Below are 17,959 nucleotides of genomic sequence, written 5' to 3'. Positions count from 1 at the left end.
CCATTTGGTTTGACCAAATGGGCAAGACGCGTTTACGGTCATCTCCATGACCAAGACGACGGTTCTGATCTCGGGCGCCAGCGTGGCCGGGCCCGCCCTCGCCTACTTCCTGCACCGCGACGGGTACGAGGTGACCGTGATCGAGCGCGCCCCGCACCTGCGCGACAGCGGCTACGCGGTGGACTTCCGCGGCCAGGCACTCGGCGTGCTGGAGGAGATGGGCATCCTCGCCGAGGTCCGGGCGCACGACACGAAGATGCGCGGCACCACGCTGGTGGGCGAGACCGGCGCCGAGGTCGGGCAACTGCCCGCGGAGGCGTTCGCCGGCGAGCTGGAGGTGCCCAAGCAGGAGCTGACCCGGATCCTGCACCGCATCACCGCGGACAACGTGACGTACGTGTTCGACGACTCCATCAGCGCGCTGACTCAGCACGAGTCCGGCGTCACGGTCGAGTTCGAGCGCGACACCACCCGCGACTTCGACCTTGTGATCGGCGCCGACGGCGTCTACTCCAAGGTCCGACGGCTGACCTTCGGCCCGCACGCCGACGCGCTGCGGCACCTGGGCCTTTCCGGAGCCGGGTTCAGCACACCCAACTACCTCGGGCTCGACCGCACCGGACTGCTCCAGCAGACCCCGAACACGGCGATTTACCTGTTCGGCCTCGACGCGGCGGCCCCTCTCACGGTCAGTCTTTCCTTCGCCACCACCTCCCCCGCGCTGGACCGCCGCGACCGCCAGGAACAGGAACAGGCCGTGCGGGCCGCCTTCGCCGAGCACGGCTGGGAGGCGCCCCGGCTGCTGAAGGCGATGAGCGAAGCCGACGACTTCTACTTCGGTTCCTCCTGTCAGGTCCACCTGGACCACTGGTCCCACGGCCGGGTCACGCTGGTCGGCGACGCGGGCTACTGCGCCGCGCCCACCAGCGGCATGGGCACCTCGCAGGCACTGATCGGAGCATGGACGCTGGCCCGCGGCCTGGCCGAGGCGGACGGCGACCACACGACCGCCTTCGCCGCGTACGAGGCGGAACTGCGGCCTTATGTCACGGAGAACCAGGTGAAAGGCCGGCAAGCCGCGGCAATGTTCGGAGGGCACGCCACCTCGGCGGGCTCCGAACCGCACACAACTTAAACCGCCCCCGTCTGCCGACGACTCAAGCTCTGACCGGCGGCGTCGTCCACATCAAGGACAGGCGGGGCGAACTCACGAACGCCGCTACCACGACGGTTTCACCGTCCCTGGGCCACCAGGGCCGCAACGCTGGGTGTCGGCTTGACCACGAAGAAGTTCGGTCGGAACAGGATCCTCTGGTGACGCACCCTCGCCTACCCTCTGGTCGAAGTCGGGAAATGCGAAGATGGTCATCATGAGCATGAAGCGGCAGGGCGAAGTCTTGAACGAACTGGCCATGGCGATCCGCGACATGCGAATTCCAGACGCGCCGCACATCCAGGAGGCTTCGGTTGAGCCGTACCTTGATGCCGATGGCGAGGCAGCACTCCGAGCTGTGATCATTATGGACACGCCCGACGAGAACGGGTGGCCAGCCGAATTTACCCATGCGTTGCGTAGGGAGGTGAACAAGCTTGCCGCTCAACGCCAGATCGATGAGCACGTCTACGTCAAGCTGTTCACCCCGGAAGAATTCCAAGCCCGGGAAGACGTCGACGAGCCGCTCGAAGACAACAGCACAGGCGTTATTGACCAGGCCCTGACCAGGGACCAGCAGGACTGGCCGTGAGGCGAGACTTCAAGGCAGACGACTACCTCCATCTGGCCGACACCCTCGCAGGCCGTACCGCCGGGTGCGGACGTCCTTGGACCGCCTACTTGAGGCGTGCTACCTCAACGGCCTACTATGCGCTCTTCCACGAGCTCGTACAGCATGGCGCGAGGCGCGCGGCCAGGAATGGGCCGGTCGAGCATCAGCAAGCCATCGGCCGCTGGTATGCCCATGGCAACTTCAAGAAGGTCGCCCGATGGGTGGAGGACATCGCGGCCGGCCGTACGCCACCGAGTCCGGTTCGGCTTCTTCTGGTTGATTCCGCTTCCTGGCGCGTTCCGGTGGATCTGGAAGTGCTGGCCAGCGCGTTCAACGAGCTTCTGGAAGCCAGACATGGCGCGGACCACGACCCTGCCTTCGATGCAACCCGCCTGGACACACTCGGTCACATCAATACGGCTCGCTCCGGCATCGAGGCCATCAAGCGTATGGACAAGGCCGACCTTCATCAATTCGACATGTTCTGCCTGCTCGCCCTCGGTGGCGTCCCCGGGCTTACCCCGGCAGGCCGGTCCCGCCGCCGACGCTGATCACCAGATGTGCTCCTTCCGGGTTCCGCCGGCGAGCTGCGGAAACCCAGCCCACTGCCACCTCAGGCTCAGCGATCGTGGCGTTCCACGCCTCTACCAATTGGAGGTGCATCGGCTGAACCTCTAACCATCGAGCCCTTCCTCCATGGATCACCAATGATCAACGGCCCAATGCTGGACTCCTGGACTGCTCAATCAGTCAATGGGGACGCGCGGGCGGAGCCCGCGCCAAAGACAAACGCCCGGAGCGAAGCGGAGGCCCTTCAGGGGTCGCGGCTCCGGCGCGACCGGAGACAGCGCCTGAAGCCCTCAAGCGCGAAGCGCCCCGATGAAGCCCTTTGACGCGAAAACGGCGGCACCCACATCGGGTGCCGCCGCATCATGATCAACAGTGGAGGTGGCGGGAATCGAACCCGCGTCCTTCAACCCCAAGACAGGGCTTCTCCGGGCGCAGCCTGCTGTGCTTTTCTCAGCCCCGGCAATCACGCAGGCGTGTCGCCGACGGGCTCAGCCACTGTTTGATTTCCCGCTCTCCCCCGTGGCCGGGTTGAGCGGTTGAGCCTTCTAACGATGCCAGATCCCGGGCCGAAGGCACTCCCGGGCTGACAGTGGCTACGCTACTTAGGCAGCGAGGGCCAGGGAACCCTGGCCGACCACAGTGCGCTTAGAATTGGCACTTGTTGTTTGCGGTCACAGTGTTAACGAGGTTATGTCCGCAGTCCTCGGCCCGCTTCACCTGACTTGCAAAGTCGAAGTCGAAGCCAGTCACCCCCATGTGCAGTTGTCAACACGGCCCCGAAGAGCCGAGCAACATGACCTTACATGCTCCAACACCTGCGGCGTCAACTTGATTCCCTAGACGCCGAAACCCCCGGAAACGCGTAGGCGTTCCCGGGGGCCGACCGGCAGGGTCGAGCCGGTCCGGACGGCAGGACTTCCCCCGAGATGAAGTCCTGAACTCATCACGGCGACTGCACCCGCAACCCCCCGAGCGGGGCAGTCACTGAGTAAGACGCAGCCGGCCGCCCGAACGGTTGCCTAGAGTGACAAGAAATCACTTAGCGTCGCGCAGGCCGGAGAAGAAGTCGCCCGCGACGGCCGCGGGGTCGTAGTTCTTGGCCATGACGGCTATCGCCACGTCACCCTGCCAGCCCACGAACCAGCCCATCCGCTTCTCCTGGTCGCCCGCGGCCGTCACGCCGTAGACCTGGCCGCGGCCGGCCTGGGCGGGCGAGCCGGTGGCGCCGGCGAGCATCATGCCGGTCAGTGCCGTGCGCACCTTGGGGTCGACGGCCACAGGTTGCGGCGGCTTGACCGCGACCGTCTCCGTCGAGGGGTCGGGCGTCTTGGGATCGGTCACCAGCACCGGCGGGTGCCAGGTGCCCGAGGCGATCGCCCCAGCGACGAGGGCCATGCTGAGCGGGCTGACCTCGACGTTCTGGCCCGCGATGGCCCTGGCCTTATCGGCGTCGCTGGTCAACTCGGGCAGCGAGCCGCTGAACGACTTGAGCGGCAGCCGCCAGTCCTTTCCGATGCCGAGTGCCTCGGCACTCTTTTTCAGGGCCGTGGCGTCGACGCGCCGGGCGAGCGAGGCCAGGGCGGTGACGCAGCCCTTGGCGAAGTTGTCCTTGAACGTCGGGGAGGCGCCGATGACCTGGCTCGCCGTCACGAAGTGCGCGCCGCCCACCGTGCGCTCGGCCGGGCAGGCGAGCTTCTGCTTGGTCTTCATCCCGGCTGTGAGCAGCGCGTCGGCGGCCACGATCGAGAAGGCGGTGCCGGCCGGGAACTTGCCGGCGAGGGCGTCCTTCTCCTGGTTGAGGCCCTTCGTGCCCACCGCCAGGATCTCGCCGGTCGACCGGTCGACCGCTACCAGCGCGCTGGTCTCCGCCTGCGCCACGGCGGCTTCGGCGGCGCGCTGCTTGGCGCTGTCGATCGTGGTGCGTACGGGTACGTTCTTGCGGCCGGGCCACTCCTTGAGCTGCGCGACCTCGTTGTCGGTCTTGATGTCGAGGATGATCACCCTGGTCTGCGTGGATCCGGTGAGATAGTCCTGATAGGCCCGCTGGAGCCCGCTCTGTCCGTAGGAGTCGCCCGCCCGCTGCGGGCCGCCGAGTTTCTGCTCGGTCTCCGGGGTCAGCGCGCTGACCTTTCCGACGATGTCCTTGGGGTCGTCGGGCGCGACAGGCTGCTTCTGCTGCTGGATGGAGAGCTGCGGGATCTTGTCGAGCTTGTCCTTCAGCTCGCGGTAGCGTACGGCGCCGAAGTTGGCGAGCTGGACGAACTGCTTCGGCGGCGACGACCTGATCCGGCTCAGCAGCCGGTCCTGGGCGAACCCGGTGATCGCCGAGAGCTGCTCAACAACCTCCTCCGCCTGGTCACCGAGCTGCGACGGGGTGACGCGGACCACGTAGAGGAACTGGGGGCGCTGCAGCGGCGTGCCGTTGCGGTCGACGACCGATTGGCGGGGGTTCGGGTCGGTGGACACGGCGAACCGCTGGCCGTCCTTCAACTGCGGGTGCAGCACGGAAGGCGACCAGCGCACCTTCCACCGGCCGTTCACCAGGTGCAGCGGGAGTACGCCGTCGTAGCCCCAGAGGGGGTTGTTCTCCCCCAGGTCGACCTCGGCGCGGAAGTCGGCCCGCGTCTGGTCGCCGGCCAGGCTGATGCTTTTGATCTTGAATCGGAACGAGGCCGCGTCGAGCTCCGCTTTCGCGTCCGACAGCGCCTTGCGTACGGTCGCCCGGTCACCGTCGGTACGGCCGGCGGCCAGGTCGTAGTCCTCCGACTGCCAGCCCACCAGGAAGTCCCGCACGGCATCGTGCGGGGAGGACTCCTCGAAGCAGGCGGTCAGCGACATGCTCGCGACGGCCAGCGTGACGGTCGCGGCCAGGCCGCGGCGTACGCGGCCCAGGCGTACGGGACGGCTCATCGGTTGCGGTGCCGCACTGCCCGGGCCATCTCGCGCTTGGCCTGCTGCTCCGCCAGCGTCTGCCGCTTGTCCCAGTCCTTCTTACCGCGGGCGATGCCGATCTCGATCTTGGCCCGGCCGTCCTTGAAGTAGAGCGACAGCGGCACGATCGTCAGCCCGCCCTCCTTGGTCTTGGCGGCGAGCTTGTCGATCTCCTTGCGGTGGAGCAGGAGCTTGCGCTTGCGACGGGCGGCGTGGTTCGTCCACGTCCCCTGGGTGTATTCGGGGATGTGGACGTTCAGCAACCACGCTTCGCCATCATCGATGGAGGCGTAGCCGTCGGTGAGGGACGCCCGTCCCTCGCGCAACGATTTCACCTCGGTGCCCTGCAGCACGAGTCCCGCCTCGAAGGTGTCCTCGACGTGGTAGTCGTGCCGGGCACGTTTGTTCTGGGCGACGACCTTCCGCCCGGTCTCACGTGGCATGCTCCGACCTTACCGGCGATTCGTCAGACCCTGAGGTAGCGGCGGAGCGTGACGAACGATGCCAGCACACAGATGAACACACCGATCACCATGGTCAGCGTGATCACCGAGGCCACCGAGTCCCAGCCGAGCTGACTGCCGAACGCGAAATAACGCGCGATCTCCTCGAACAGGAAGACCTTCGCGACGATCAGCATCACGGCGGCGATCACCCCGCCCATCAGCCCGGAGATCACGCCCTCCATGACGAAGGGCAGCTGGATATAGAGGTTCGACGCCCCCACCAGCCGCATGATCCCGGTTTCTCGACGGCGGTTGAAGGCCGACAGCCGGACGGTGTTGCCGATCAGCAACGCCGCCGCCAGCACAAGGACGATGGCCACCGCCAGCGCACCGGATCTGAGCTTGTCGAGCAGCCCGAAGAACTGGTTGACCAGGTCCTTCTGGTTCGTCACCTGCGACACGCCGGGCTTGCCCTGCAGCGCCTGCACTATCGGTTGATAGTTGTTGGGGTCCTTCAGCTTGACGCGGAAGGACGTGGGCATGTCGTCGACCTTGGTCGCTTCGACGAGCAGCTTGTTGGCGGCATAGGACTTCTGGAAGTTGGCGTAGGCGTCGGCCTGGTTCTCGTAGATGACCTGTTCGACGCCGGCCATGCCCTGGATCTCGCCCTGGAGTTCCTTGGTCTGCTGGGCGCTGATCGGCTTGCCCTTGCAGCTGGGCATGGTGGGGTTCTTGCCGCACAAGAAGACCGATACCTCGACCTTGTCGTACCAGAAGCCCTGCATCATCGTGACCTGGGCGTTGATCATCAGGCCGATGCCCAGCATCGCCATGCCGACGGCCACGGTGATGACCACCGCGATCGTCATGGTGAGGTTGCGACGGAGGCCGATCCAGACCTCGGAGAAGATGAAGTTCGCCCGCATGTTCTGTCTACTGCTCCCTGTCAGTACGCCTGGCCGTACACGCCACGCGACTGGTCGCGGACGATCTTGCCGTCCTCCAGCTCCACGACACGCTTGCGCATGGAGTCGACGATGGCCGCGTCGTGCGTGGCCATGACGACCGTAGTGCCAGTCCTGTTGATCCGGTCGAGCACCTTCATGATGCCGATGCTCGTCGCGGGGTCGATGTTGCCCGTCGGCTCGTCGGCCAGCAGGATCATGGGCCGGTTGACGAAGGCGCGGGCCATGGCGACGCGCTGCTGCTCGCCGCCTGACAGCTCGTCGGGCATCCGGTGGGCCTTGCCTTCCAGGCCGACCAGCTCGATGACCTCGGGCACCACCTTGCGGATGAACCGCCGTGGTTTACCGATGACCTCGAGCGCGAACGCCACATTCTCGTAGACGTTCTTGTTCGGGAGCAGCCTGAAGTCCTGGAACACGCAGCCGATGCGGCGGCGCAGGTGCGGCACCTTGAAGTTGGACAGGCGGGCCAGATCCTTGCCGGCGACGTGAATCGCCCCGGAGTTGGGCCGCTCCTCCTTCAGAACCAGACGCAGGAAGGTGGACTTGCCTGATCCCGAAGGACCGACGAGGAACACGAACTCGCCCTTGTCCACGTCAACGGAGACATGGTCGAGAGCGGGCCGGTTCTGGTTCGTGTAGACCTTGGTGACATTATCGAAATGGATCACGAGAGCATCACGGCATGCCAGTCTAGGGGTCAGGACGGAAGCGAGGGTGGCACATGCCCACTTCCCGCCACACGCCTATCGGGGACGGCTTTCTTTACTGATGATCGACGTTCCGATTGGCCAGAGCACAGTCTAGGGGGAAGACTGGCATGGAACGTCCATAACGGAAACAAAACGATTGTGCGGCTAGACTTGGGGCTGACATGAGTTGCCAACACCTCGTATGCGCGCAGTGCGCCCACCCCGTGATCGAGGGCCGCTGCCCCCTGTGCCGTGCCAACCGCGAGCGGATGCACAACCACGGCTTCGCCGGGCTGTCACCCGCCCTTATCCTGCTACTGCTGGTCGTGCTGCTCTTCCTGGCCCTGGTGCTCAAGCACCTAAGCGGGCTCTGATTCCTGCCGGCGCATCCAGCGGATCTCCGACTCGATGAACTCATCGATGTCGCCGTCGAGAACGGCGGTCGGGTTGCCCGCCTCCGTGCCCGTGCGCAGATCCTTCACGATCTGGTAGGGGTGCAGCACATAGTTGCGGATCTGCGTGCCCCATGACGTGGTCGAGGCGCCCCGCAGCTCGGACATGCGCTCAGCCTCCTCCTGCCGCTTGCGCTCCAGCAGCTTGGCCTGCAGCACGTTCATCGCCGAGGCGCGGTTCTGGAGCTGCGAGCGCTCGTTCTGGCAGGAGACCACGATGCCGGTCGGCAGGTGGGTGATGCGAACCGCCGAGTCGGTCGTGTTGACGCCCTGGCCGCCGGGTCCCGACGAGCGGTAGACGTCGATGCGGAGCTCGTCCTCGTTGATGTCGATGTGGTCGGTCTGCTCGACGACCGGCACGATGTCGACCCCGGCGAACGAGGTCTGGCGGCGGCCCTGGTTGTCGAACGGGCTGATGCGGACCAGACGGTGGGTGCCGTGCTCGCCACGGAGCGTGCCGTAGGCGTAGGGGGACTTGATCGTGAAGGTGGCCGACTTGATGCCGGCCTCTTCCGCGTAGGAGGTGTCGTAGACCTCGGTCGGGAAGCCCTTGCGCTCGGCCCACCGCAAGTACATCCGCAGCAGCATCTCCGCCCAGTCGGCGGCGTCGACGCCACCGGCCTGCGAGTTGATGGTGAGCAGCGCCTCGCGCGCGTCGTAGGGGCCGGACAGGAGGGTGCGGACCTCCAGCGCGCCGATGTCGGACCGGAGCGAGGCCAGCTCCTTGTCGGCCTCGGTCCTGGTGTCCTCGTCGCCCTCCTCGGCGGCCAGCTCGTAGAGGACGCTGAGGTCGTCGAGGCGGCGCACCAGCCCTTCGACGCGGTTGAGCTCACCCTGCATGTGCGAGAGCTTGCTGGTGACCTTCTGGGCCTGCTCAGGGTCATCCCACAGGTCGGGCGCGGCTACCTGCCCCTCCAGCTCCTCGATCTGCTTGCGCATGGCGCCGAGGTCGAGCACGTCCTGGATGCTCCGCAGGGTGCCCGCGAGCTCGTTGATCTCTTCTGCTGGATCGATACCTGCCACGTTTCCTTAGGGTACGCGACCCTCGCGGGCCCGAATAACATGGCCACGTGCGTAGTTACGGTCGGCGGAAGGTGCTGGCGCTCGCCGCCGGCCTGCTGGCCGCGGCGGTCGGCTGCTCGGCCGCGCCACAACCCGAGCCCAGTCAGGTGGCGGCGACCACGGCGAAGTCCGTGACCCCGACGCCCTCGGCGGAGACCCCGCTGATCACGCCGGCCGACGCGGCCAAGGCGTTCGCCACGTTCACCGCCACGGACGACCTGCTGCGCGCCGGGGGCGACCTGCGGCTGGCAATGGAGCTGACCCGCGACGCGGAGGCGCAGCTCACCTCGTCCGCGTTCCTGTCGACGGGCAACCGGCCGCCGCGCTACACGTGGGGCGCGCCGACGCTGTTCGTCCCGCGGTTCAAGCAGAGTGAGACGGCGGTCTGGTTCACGGTGCTGGCCACGCGCAACGGCCATCCGACGCTGCTGACGTTCGCCAATGCCGACGCCAAGAGCGACGACTGGCGGCTCAGCTCGGCGACGCAGCTGCTGCCGGGGCAGGACCCGCCCCGCATCCAGCTCGACGCGGAGGGCTACGCGACGGTGCTGGCGCCCGACGACAAGAGCATCACCATCAGTCCGCAGTTCATGGGCCCGCTGCACGCCACGGTGGCGGAGGCGGGCGAGACGGGCGTGGCGGCCGGCCTGCTCGAACGGGGCCCCTACACCACGGACGTGGCGGAGCAGATCACCACCGACCGGGAACGCGCCAAGATCGGCGGGTTCAGCTACGACTCGATCTTCAGCGCCGGCGACTACCCGGTCTACGCGCTGCGCATGGTGGGCGGCGGGGCGCTGATCCAATACGCGATGACGCGCACGACGACGACCACGGTGGAGACGGACAAGGCGGATTTCGTCCCGGTGCCTGAGTCGGCCCGCTGGCTCTATCACAACGACAGGGCGCGCCGCTTCCTGAAGACGACGGAGATCAACCAGTACGCGACGGTCGTCCCACCGTCCGGCACCCCGACCCCGGCCACCATCATCGCCCACACCGGCGCCCTCACCAAGGCCGTGGGCGGCGACCCCTAAACCCATTTCTTTCTTTTACGGCAGGCACGGTGGGCACCACCCGCCGTACGGGGCTGGGCCCTGTCCAGGGGCACGCTCCTCCGGTGGAGGCGGTTGAGCGCCGTTACGTGCGCATTCTTGGCCCCGGCCGTGGTCGTCCCTGACCCACCGCACAGAGCCGGGCCACGCTGCTCCGGCGGAGATGGCCGAGCGCCGTGACGTGCGTTTTCTTGGCAATGGCCTGCCACAGTGGTGATGGCTACGCGTCGGTCTCTCGTAGGCGTTGGAGGGCCTTGTGGGAGGGGGTTCCGGGGGCGGCGGTGTAGAGGACCAGGCGTTGGTCCGCGCCGGCTATGGGGAGGAAGTCGCAGTCGAGTTCGATCGGGCCTGCGATGGGGTGGGTCATGTGCTTCGTCAGGGTGCGCTGGACCTCGATGTCACGGGTCGCCCACAGCTCGGCGAAAAGAGGGCTGCGCTCTTTCAGGTCGTCGACCAGGGATCTGATGTCGGCGTCCCCTGGGTAGCGGCCGGTGGCTCGGAGGTCGGCCACGCATTTGCGGGCGAGTTGGAGCTTGTCGGCCGGCGTGGCCTGATTGCCGAAGAGCCAGCGCAGCGTGTTGCGTTCTCGGGATGGCGTCTCTGACAGGTCGCCGATCAGGGCGACCAGCATGCGGTTCCAGGCGAGTACGTCATAGCCGGCGTTGATCACCATGGCCGGGACGTCAGTGAGGCGGTCCAGCAGGCGCCGGACGTTGGCGGGCACCTCGCGCGCGGGCTCGGGGCGGGCCGGGGAGTGGTCGGCCAACCGAAGCAGGTAGTCGTGCTCGTCGCCCGTCAGCCGCAACACCCGGCCGAGCGCGGTGAGAACCTGGTCCGACGGGTGCGGGCCGCGGCCCTGTTCCAGCCTGATGTAGTAGTCGACGGAGATGCCCGCCAGCAGCGCGACCTCCTCGCGGCGCAGCCCAGGGGTCTGCCGGCGCGGGCCGGGCGCCAGCCCCACCTCCGCGGGCTGGATCCGGCTCCTCCGGCTACGCAGAAAGCCGCCGAGTTCCTCCCTGTTCATCCCAACCATGATGACCCAGCCCGCCCAGGGCTGGTACCGCGAGTCCCAGCCCTGGCGGTGCCTACCCTCTCGATACGGCCCCGGACCAGCATGTCCGCATGACGATCCTGGTAACCGGGGCCCGCGGACACGTGGCCCGGAGTCTCATACGGCAGCTCCTGGCGGCCGGCCGGCAGGTCCGCGCCGCCAGCAAAGATCCCGCCGCCACCCACCTGCCCGCCGGCGTGGACGTGGTCGACGCGGGCAGTGCGGCACTCGCGCTGGCCGGCGTCGACCGGATGTTCCTCTACGCCGACCGGCAGGGGCTGGACGCCTTCCTGGCGAAGGCCCGCGAGGCCGGAGTGCGCCACGTCGTCCTCCTGTCGGCCGCTCTGGCGGACCCTGCGGCCACGGACGCGATCGCCCGCATGCACGGCGTGGCGGAAGAGTCGGTGACCGCCTCAGGGCTCTCCTGGACCGTCCTGCGGCCCGGCGCCTTCGCCACCAACACCCTCGGATGGGCGCCGGAGATCATCGCGGAAGGCAAGGTCACCAGTCCATTCCCTGACACCCACTCGGCCCCCATCCACGAAGCCGACATAGCCGAAATCGCACTGAAAGCCCTGACAGAAGATGGCCACGAGAACGCCGTCTACAAGTTGACCGGCCCCGATTCCCTCACCCAACGCGACCAGATGAACACGATCGCGCGAGTGATCGGCAAGCCGATCGAGTGGCGCCTACAGGACTTGGAAGCCCACCGCCAGACTCTGTCCCGCTGGGGCTCACCGGAAGTAGTGGATTCACTCGTCCAAAACTCCATAGCGGCCATAAACACCCCAGAAACGCCATCAACCACATTCACCGACCTAACCGGCAAACCCCCAAGAACCTTTGCCCAGTGGACAGAAGACCACAAGCACGCCTTCACGACCACGAACTAACCAGGGGCCGAGAAGGCCCCCGACGGGGCGCAAGACGCGATCATGGCCGGGGTCAAGAACACGCACGTCACGGCGCTCAGCCACCTCCACCGGAGAGGCGCGCCCCTGGACGGGGGCCAGCTTTGCGCGGCGGGTGGGGGCTGCCCGCGGCCGGGGCCAAGAAGACGCACGTCACGGCGCCCAGCCACCTCCACCGGAGGAGCGTGCCCCTGGACAGGCCCCAGCGCCGTACGGCGACTGGGGCCCACCGGGCCTGCCGTAAAAGATCGAAAAGGTTGTAAAAGCGATCAGCCTTCGGTGTGGGGGAGGCTGCTTGAGGCGACTAGCGTGCGGATCGCGCGGAGGGCCACGGAAAGCGTCGCCAGGTCGAAGTTGTCGCTTTCCCAGATCTCCGAGAGCGTCTGACGGGCCCTGTGGACCGCCGCCGAGTTCGCCTCCGTCCAGCGGGCCAGGCGCTCCTCCGGAGACAGCCCAGGCGTGCTGTGGGCCAGCACATCCCGGGTCAGCGAGGCGTGGGCCGCGTACAGGTCGTCCCTGAGTGCCGCCCGCGCCATCGAGTTCCAGCGGTTGTCACGCGGCAGCGCGATCACCCGCTCCCTGAGGAGGGCCAGCTGGAGGCGGTCGGCGAGGTCGAAGTACACCTCCGCCGCCTCGTTGACCGGACGCCCCGTGAGCGACGAGATCTCCACCAGGTCGAACGTCGAATAGGCGGGCACCATGGCCGCCACCCGCTCCGCCAGGTCCAGCGGCACGCCGCGGGCCGCGAAGGAGTCGCGGCGCTCCTCGAAGGCCACCAGGTCGGGTCCGGCGAGCAGCTTCGGGATGTGGGCGAGCAGGCCGTTCACGCCCTTGACGAAGAAGCTCACCGAGCCGGCCAGGTCGAGCGGCGGGCGGCGGTTGCCGAGCAGCCAGCGCGTGCCACGCTCGGCCAGTTTCCTGGCCTCCAGCAGCATCGCGATCTGGATCGAGGTGTCGGCCTTGTTGTCCAGCGCTTCCACCGCGCGGTGGAAGCTGGCCAGGTCGAACACCTCGCGGGCGACGAGGTAGGCGCGGACGATGTCGGGCGTCGAGGCGCCGGTCTCCTCGCTGAAGCGGAACATGAACGTGGTGCCCATCGAGTTGACCAGCTCGTTCACCACCGTGGTGGTGATGATCTCGCGGCGCAGCGGGTGGGCGTCCATGTACGGCCGGAACCGTTCGCGCAGCGCCGACGGGAAGTACGACACCAGCCACGAGGCCAGGTAGGGGTCGTCGGGCAGGTCGGAGGCGAGCAGTTCGGCGTCGGCCACCAGCTTGGTGTAGGCCAGCAGCACCGAGAACTCGGGCGCCGTCAGACCCAGCCGGGCCTGGCGGCGTTCGGCCAGGATCTTGTCGGAGGGCAGGAACTCCAGCTCCCGGTTGACCAGCCCGTCACGCTCCAGGCGCCGCAGGTAGCGGGAGTGGATGTGGAGCATCTCGGGGGCCTGGGCACGGGTCGCGGCCAGCACCACGTTCTGGGCGTAGTTGTCACGCAGCACCAGGTCGGCGACCTCGTCGGTCATCGAGGTGAAGACCTGGTTGCGCTGCTTGTCGGTCAGCTCGCCGTCGCGGACGACCTGGTCGAGCAGGATCTTGATGTTCACCTCGTGGTCGGAGGTGTCGACCCCGGCCGAGTTGTCGATGAAGTCGGTGTTGACCAGCCCGCCGCCGCGCGCGAACTCGATGCGGGCCAGCTGGGTGAACCCCAGGTTGCCGCCCTCGCCGATGACCTTGCAGCGCAGGTCTCCGGCGTCGACCCGCAGCGGGTCGTTGGCCTTGTCGCCCACGTCGGCGTTGGACTCGGTGCCCGCCTTGACGTAGGTGCCGATGCCGCCGTTCCACAGCAGGTCCACGGGGGCCCGGAGGATGGCGCTGATCAGGTCGTTCGGCGCCATCGAGGTGACCGCCGCGGGGATGGAGAGCGCCTCGCGGATCTGCGGCGTGATCTTGATGGACTTGGCCGTACGCGGGTAGACGCCGCCGCCCGCCGAGATCAGCTCGGTGTTGTAGTCCGCCCAGGAGCTGCGTGGCAGGTCGAAGAGCCGTTGCCGCTCGGCGAAGCTGCGGGCGGTGTCGGGGTCGGGGTCGATGAAGATGTGCCGGTGGTCGAAGGCGGCCACCAGCCGTATGTGCCGCGACAGCAGCATGCCGTTGCCGAACACGTCGCCCGACATGTCGCCGATGCCGGCCACGGTGAAGTCGGTGGTCTGTATGTCGGTCCCGATCGTGCGGAAGTGGTACTTGACCGACTCCCAGGCGCCGCGCGCGGTGATGCCCATCGCCTTGTGGTCGTAGCCGATCGAGCCGCCGGAGGCGAAGGCGTCACCGAGCCAGAAGCCGTACTCCTTGGCCACGCCGTTGGCGATGTCGGAGAAGGTCGCGGTGCCCTTGTCGGCGGCGACCACCAGGTAGGGGTCGTCGCCGTCGTGCCTGACGACGTCCGGCGGGGGCACGACCTTGCCGTCGACCAGGTTGTCGGTGACGTCGAGCAGTCCGGAGATGAACATCCGGTAGCACGCCACGCCCTCGGCGAGCATCTCTTCGCGCCCTCCGCCCGCAGGCGGACGCTTCACGACAAATCCGCCCTTGGACCCAGTGGGCACGATAACGGTATTTTTCACCATCTGGGCTTTGACCAGCCCGAGGATCTCGGTCCGGAAGTCCTCCATCCGGTCCGACCACCGCAACCCGCCTCTGGCCACCTTGCCGAAGCGCAGGTGCACGCCCTCGACCCGGGCCGAGTAGACGAAGATCTCGTACTTCGGCCGCGGCAGCGGCAGCACGCTGATCGCCTGCGGGTCGAACTTCAGCGAGATGTACGGCTTGCGGCGCCCGCCGACGGTCTGGAAGTAGTTGGTACGCAGCGTCGCCTGGATCATCTCCAGGTACGCCCGCAGGATCCGGTCCTCGTCGAGCGAGGCGACCTCGTCGAGCGCGCCCAGGATCTCCTCGTTGAGCGCGTCGGCCAGGTCGGTCCGCACGTCGTCGCCGCGCCGGGGGTCGAGCCGCGCCTCGAACAGCCGCACCAGCAGCCGGGCCAGCCGTACGTTGCCCGTCAGCACCCGCTCCATGTAGCGCTGGGAGAAGGCGGAGCCCGCCTGGCGCAGGTATTGGGCGTAGACGCGCAGGATCTCGACCTGCTCCCAGGTCAGTCCGGCCCGCAGGACGAGGGCGTTGAAGTTGTCGGCCTGGACCTCGCCCTTCCACAGCGCGATGAGGCCGTCCTGGAAGAGCCGCTTGAAGTCCTTCCTGTCGACCTCGTCGTTCGGCGTGTAGCGCAGGCCGAAGTCGTAGATCCAGGCGTTCTTGGTGGCGGGGTCGTTGTCCCTGTCGATCTCGTACGGCCGCTCGTCCACGACCTCGACGCCGAGCCGCTGGATCAGCGGGAGCGCCCGCGACAGTGAGATGGGCGAGCCCAGCTTGTAGATCTTCAGCCGCCGCTCGCCCTCGGCCGCGTCGTACGGCTCGTAGAGGTTGAGGCCGATCTCGTTCTCGTCGGCGCCGACCAGCTCCTCCAGGCGGCGCAGGTCCACCACGGCCATCTCCGGAGGGAAGTCGGCCTTGTAGCCCTCGGGGAAGGCCGACTGGTAGCGCCTGGTCAGCTTGGGGGCCTCCGCCTCGGAGGTCTGCTCCGCCAGCGCCGTGGCCAGGTCGTCCTCCCACGACCGGGTGATCGCGGCCAGCCGCGACTCCAGCTCCTGCACGTCGACGCCCGGCGGCGGCAGCTGCCTGCCGCGCTCGCCGCGGATGACCACATGCAGCCGGGCCAGGGCGGACTCGCCGATCATCGCGCTGTAGTCGAGCGTCTTGCCGCCCAGCGCCTTGAGCAGGAGCTCCTGCATCTTGTAGCGCACCTGGGTGGTGTAGCGGTCGCGCGGCAGGTAGATCAGGCAGGAGATGTAGCGGCCGTAGTCGTCGCGGCGCAGGAACAGCTTGACCTGCTTGCGCTCGCGCAGCCGCAGCACGCCGAGCGCGATCGGCAGCAGCTGGTCGAGCGAGGTCTGGAAGAGCTCGTCGCGCGGGAAGGTCTCCAGGATCTCGATCAGGTCCTTGCCGTCGTGGCTGTCGGGAGCCAGCCCGGCCTGCTCCAGCACGTCGGCGAGCTTGCGCCTGAGCACCGGGATCCTGGAGATCGACTCGCTGTAGGCCACGTGCGTGAACAGGCCGAGGAACCGGCGCTCGCCGATCACCTCGCCCTCCGGCGAGAACAGCTTCACCCCGATGTAGTCGAGGTAGGCCGCGCGGTGCACGGTCGCCCGGGAGTTTGCCTTGGTGATGATCAGCAGTTGCTTCTCGCGCGCCTTGGCGCGTACCTCGGGGGGCAGTACGGAGAAGCTCTCCGAGCCGATCTTGTCGTCCCGCAGGATGCCCAGCGCCGCGCCGGGCAGCGCGCGCAGCGCGTCGCCCTCGTCGGTCTGCTCCAGGCGGTATTCGCGGTAGCCGAGGAAGGTGAAGTGCCCGTCGGCGAGCCAGCGCAGCAGGTCGAGACTGTCCTCGACCTCCGCGGGCTCCAGCGGCGGCGGGTTCAGCGTGAGGTCCTCGGCGGTCTGTACGGCCACCCCCCGCATCTTCCTGAAGTCCTCGACCGCCTGCCGTACGTCGGACAGGACCCGCTGAAGGTCGGCCTCCAGCTGCCCGAGCACCTCGGGGTCGGTCTGCCGGTCGATCTCGAAGTGCATCCAGGACTCGACCAGCATCTGGCCGGTGACGTCCTCCTGGCCCCGGCCGAGCATCTTGCCGGTCATGTCACGGCGTACCCGCATCTGCGGGTGGACCACCAGGTAGGTGTTGATGTCATGCCTGGCGAGCTCCATCGTCACCGAGTCGACCAGGAAGGACATGTCGTCGGTGACCACCTCCACCACGGAGTGACCCGGGTCCCAGCCGTTCTCCTCGAGGGTCGGCGTGTAGACGCGGACCATGGCCCGGCCCTGGGGGCGTACCTCGGCCAGCTGCTTCTGCGACATCGCCGGGCCGTACACGTCAACGGGGCTGCGGTCGAGCAGGTCCTCCGGCGCGATGTGCCGGTAGTAGACGCGCAGGAAGGCCAGCGCGTCCTCGGGGCTCACATGGTCGCTGCCCGCCGCGCATCGTTGCGCGGCTCGCTGGAGCAACTCATCCTTGGCCTCGTCGAGCGGCATTTCGCTCTCACTCCTTTGTGAGGGTTCGCCATGGCTTGTCATAGCCAGGCCCTTAGTTCCCACAACAGTGGGAAGTAGTGCAGGCGGGTCCTGCCTCGCAGGTAGGGGGCTCCCGTCGAGCCGCCGGTGCCCGATTTGGTGCCGATCTGCCGTTCGACCATCTGCACGTGGCGGGTCCGCCACTGGGCGGCGGTCTCGTCGTGGGTCAGCAGATCTTCGGCCAGTTGCCACAGGTCGTCGTGCGACCCGCGGTCCCTCGCCACGGCCAGCAGCGTGCCCATGATCTCGTCGTCGGAGACCGGCAGCCCACGCTGGGAAAGGGCGGTGAGATAAGCATCCCACAGTGTCGGCTCGTCGAGCCGGCGGCGCAGCCTGGTGAGCTCGGCGTCGTCGGCGTCCCTGAGCCGGCCGAGGTAGCTCGGATCCTTCAGCCCCGACAGGAACTCCAGCTCGCGAAACTGCACCGACTGGAAACCGCTCGCCGGGGCGAGCCTGGCCCGGAACTCCAGAAAGTCCTGGGGCGTCATCGTCTCCAGCACCTCGACCTGCTCGATCAGCACCCGCTCCACCGCGTGCACCCGCTTGAACACGTGCCTGGCCTGCCAGAGCTCGCCCTGGAACATGGCCTCGCGGCCGGCCTCCAGCTCGTGCAGCAGCAGCTTGAACCAGAGCTCGTAGACCTGGTGGATGGTGATGAACAGCAGCTCGTCAGGCGCCTCGGACTGAGGCCGTTGCTGGTCGAGCAATTCGGGCAGGCGAAGGTAGCCGCCATAGGAGAGCCGGCCGCCCTCCTCGCCGAATCGCCTGTCGGGAGGAACGGCCGCATCACCGTCGATGCCCACCGAACACCTCCCCAAGCCGCCCGGTCTGCTCGACCGGGCGTATGCGCCTCGCCGTACCGATATCACCCGAAA

General features: G+C 67.5%; 14 protein-coding genes and 1 other RNA gene. 6 read left to right on the top strand and 9 right to left on the bottom strand.

Features of this window, described 5'->3' with window-relative positions; all coding sequences use genetic code 11:
* Window positions 1-46: 46 nt before the first annotated feature.
* The 3 genes from AB0B64_RS24985 to AB0B64_RS24975 all read left to right on the top strand — a co-directional run bounded on the left by AB0B64_RS24985 (window position 47) and on the right by AB0B64_RS24975 (window position 2,317).
* On the top strand, window positions 47-1,135 hold the full coding sequence (locus AB0B64_RS24985) for an FAD-dependent monooxygenase (protein ID WP_358179914.1): 1,089 nt from the start codon (window positions 47-49) through the stop codon (window positions 1,133-1,135).
* A gap of 235 nt (window positions 1,136-1,370) precedes the next feature.
* Window positions 1,371-1,745: a hypothetical protein gene (locus tag AB0B64_RS24980; RefSeq protein WP_358179911.1), complete on the top strand. Its 375-nt coding sequence runs from the start codon at window positions 1,371-1,373 to the stop codon at window positions 1,743-1,745.
* Complete coding sequence (locus tag AB0B64_RS24975) at window positions 1,742-2,317, top strand: hypothetical protein (RefSeq protein WP_358179908.1); 576 nt, start codon at window positions 1,742-1,744, stop codon at window positions 2,315-2,317. Before AB0B64_RS24980 ends, AB0B64_RS24975 begins: the two co-directional genes overlap by 4 nt.
* Before the next feature lie 389 nt (window positions 2,318-2,706).
* Here the strand turns inward: AB0B64_RS24975 and ssrA are convergent.
* The 5 genes from ssrA to ftsE all read right to left on the bottom strand — a co-directional run bounded on the left by ssrA (window position 2,707) and on the right by ftsE (window position 7,349).
* Window positions 2,707-3,090, bottom strand: a transfer-messenger RNA (tmRNA) gene (gene ssrA / locus AB0B64_RS24970).
* A gap of 281 nt (window positions 3,091-3,371) precedes the next feature.
* Window positions 3,372-5,246, bottom strand: coding sequence for a penicillin-binding transpeptidase domain-containing protein (locus AB0B64_RS24965; RefSeq protein ID WP_357949215.1), 1,875 nt, complete (start codon window positions 5,244-5,246; stop codon window positions 3,372-3,374).
* Window positions 5,243-5,710 (bottom strand): SsrA-binding protein SmpB, encoded by a 468-nt coding sequence (smpB, locus tag AB0B64_RS24960; RefSeq protein ID WP_357949212.1) that lies wholly within the window; start codon window positions 5,708-5,710, stop codon window positions 5,243-5,245. The genes AB0B64_RS24965 and smpB overlap by 4 nt, the downstream gene beginning before the upstream one ends.
* A 23-nt stretch (window positions 5,711-5,733) precedes the next feature.
* Window positions 5,734-6,639, bottom strand: a complete 906-nt coding sequence (gene ftsX, locus AB0B64_RS24955) for a permease-like cell division protein FtsX (protein WP_357949209.1) — start codon at window positions 6,637-6,639, stop codon at window positions 5,734-5,736.
* 20 nt (window positions 6,640-6,659) lie between these two features.
* Entirely contained in the window at window positions 6,660-7,349 is a 690-nt protein-coding gene (ftsE, locus tag AB0B64_RS24950; RefSeq protein WP_049564761.1) for a cell division ATP-binding protein FtsE, read from the bottom strand.
* 203 nt (window positions 7,350-7,552) lie between these two features.
* On the opposite strand from ftsE, the gene AB0B64_RS24945 reads away from it, so the two are divergent.
* Window positions 7,553-7,744, top strand: coding sequence for a hypothetical protein (locus tag AB0B64_RS24945; protein ID WP_225295827.1), 192 nt, complete (start codon window positions 7,553-7,555; stop codon window positions 7,742-7,744).
* Here the strand turns inward: AB0B64_RS24945 and prfB are convergent.
* The gene (prfB, locus tag AB0B64_RS24940) at window positions 7,730-8,845 is read right to left on the bottom strand and encodes a peptide chain release factor 2 (RefSeq protein WP_357949206.1); all 1,116 of its coding nucleotides are present in this window, start codon (window positions 8,843-8,845) and stop codon (window positions 7,730-7,732) included. The genes AB0B64_RS24945 and prfB overlap by 15 nt on opposite strands.
* Window positions 8,846-8,892: 47 nt before the next feature.
* On the opposite strand from prfB, the gene AB0B64_RS24935 reads away from it, so the two are divergent.
* On the top strand, window positions 8,893-9,921 hold the full coding sequence (locus AB0B64_RS24935; protein WP_358179905.1) for a hypothetical protein: 1,029 nt from the start codon (window positions 8,893-8,895) through the stop codon (window positions 9,919-9,921).
* Between the two features lie 238 nt (window positions 9,922-10,159).
* Here AB0B64_RS24935 and AB0B64_RS24930 read toward each other — a convergent pair whose 3' ends face one another.
* Window positions 10,160-10,963 (bottom strand): helix-turn-helix transcriptional regulator, encoded by an 804-nt coding sequence (locus tag AB0B64_RS24930; RefSeq protein WP_357949201.1) that lies wholly within the window; start codon window positions 10,961-10,963, stop codon window positions 10,160-10,162.
* 98 nt (window positions 10,964-11,061) lie between these two features.
* On the opposite strand from AB0B64_RS24930, the gene AB0B64_RS24925 reads away from it, so the two are divergent.
* Complete coding sequence (locus AB0B64_RS24925; protein WP_358179902.1) at window positions 11,062-11,886, top strand: NAD(P)H-binding protein; 825 nt, start codon at window positions 11,062-11,064, stop codon at window positions 11,884-11,886.
* A 287-nt stretch (window positions 11,887-12,173) separates the two neighbouring features.
* On the opposite strand, the gene AB0B64_RS24920 is transcribed toward AB0B64_RS24925, so the two are convergent.
* Complete coding sequence (locus tag AB0B64_RS24920) at window positions 12,174-17,045, bottom strand: NAD-glutamate dehydrogenase (protein WP_358179899.1); 4,872 nt, start codon at window positions 17,043-17,045, stop codon at window positions 12,174-12,176.
* Between the two features lie 38 nt (window positions 17,046-17,083).
* The gene (locus tag AB0B64_RS24915; RefSeq protein ID WP_357949193.1) at window positions 17,084-17,887 is read right to left on the bottom strand and encodes a tryptophan 2,3-dioxygenase family protein; all 804 of its coding nucleotides are present in this window, start codon (window positions 17,885-17,887) and stop codon (window positions 17,084-17,086) included.
* Window positions 17,888-17,959 lie beyond the last annotated feature (72 nt).

It is taken from the genome of Nonomuraea sp. NPDC049129 (assembly GCF_040648495.1).
In the GTDB taxonomy this organism is placed as follows: domain Bacteria; phylum Actinomycetota; class Actinomycetes; order Streptosporangiales; family Streptosporangiaceae; genus Nonomuraea.
The sequence above is the reverse complement of the archived record's forward strand: the minus strand, read 5'-3'. Positions and strand labels throughout refer to the sequence as shown.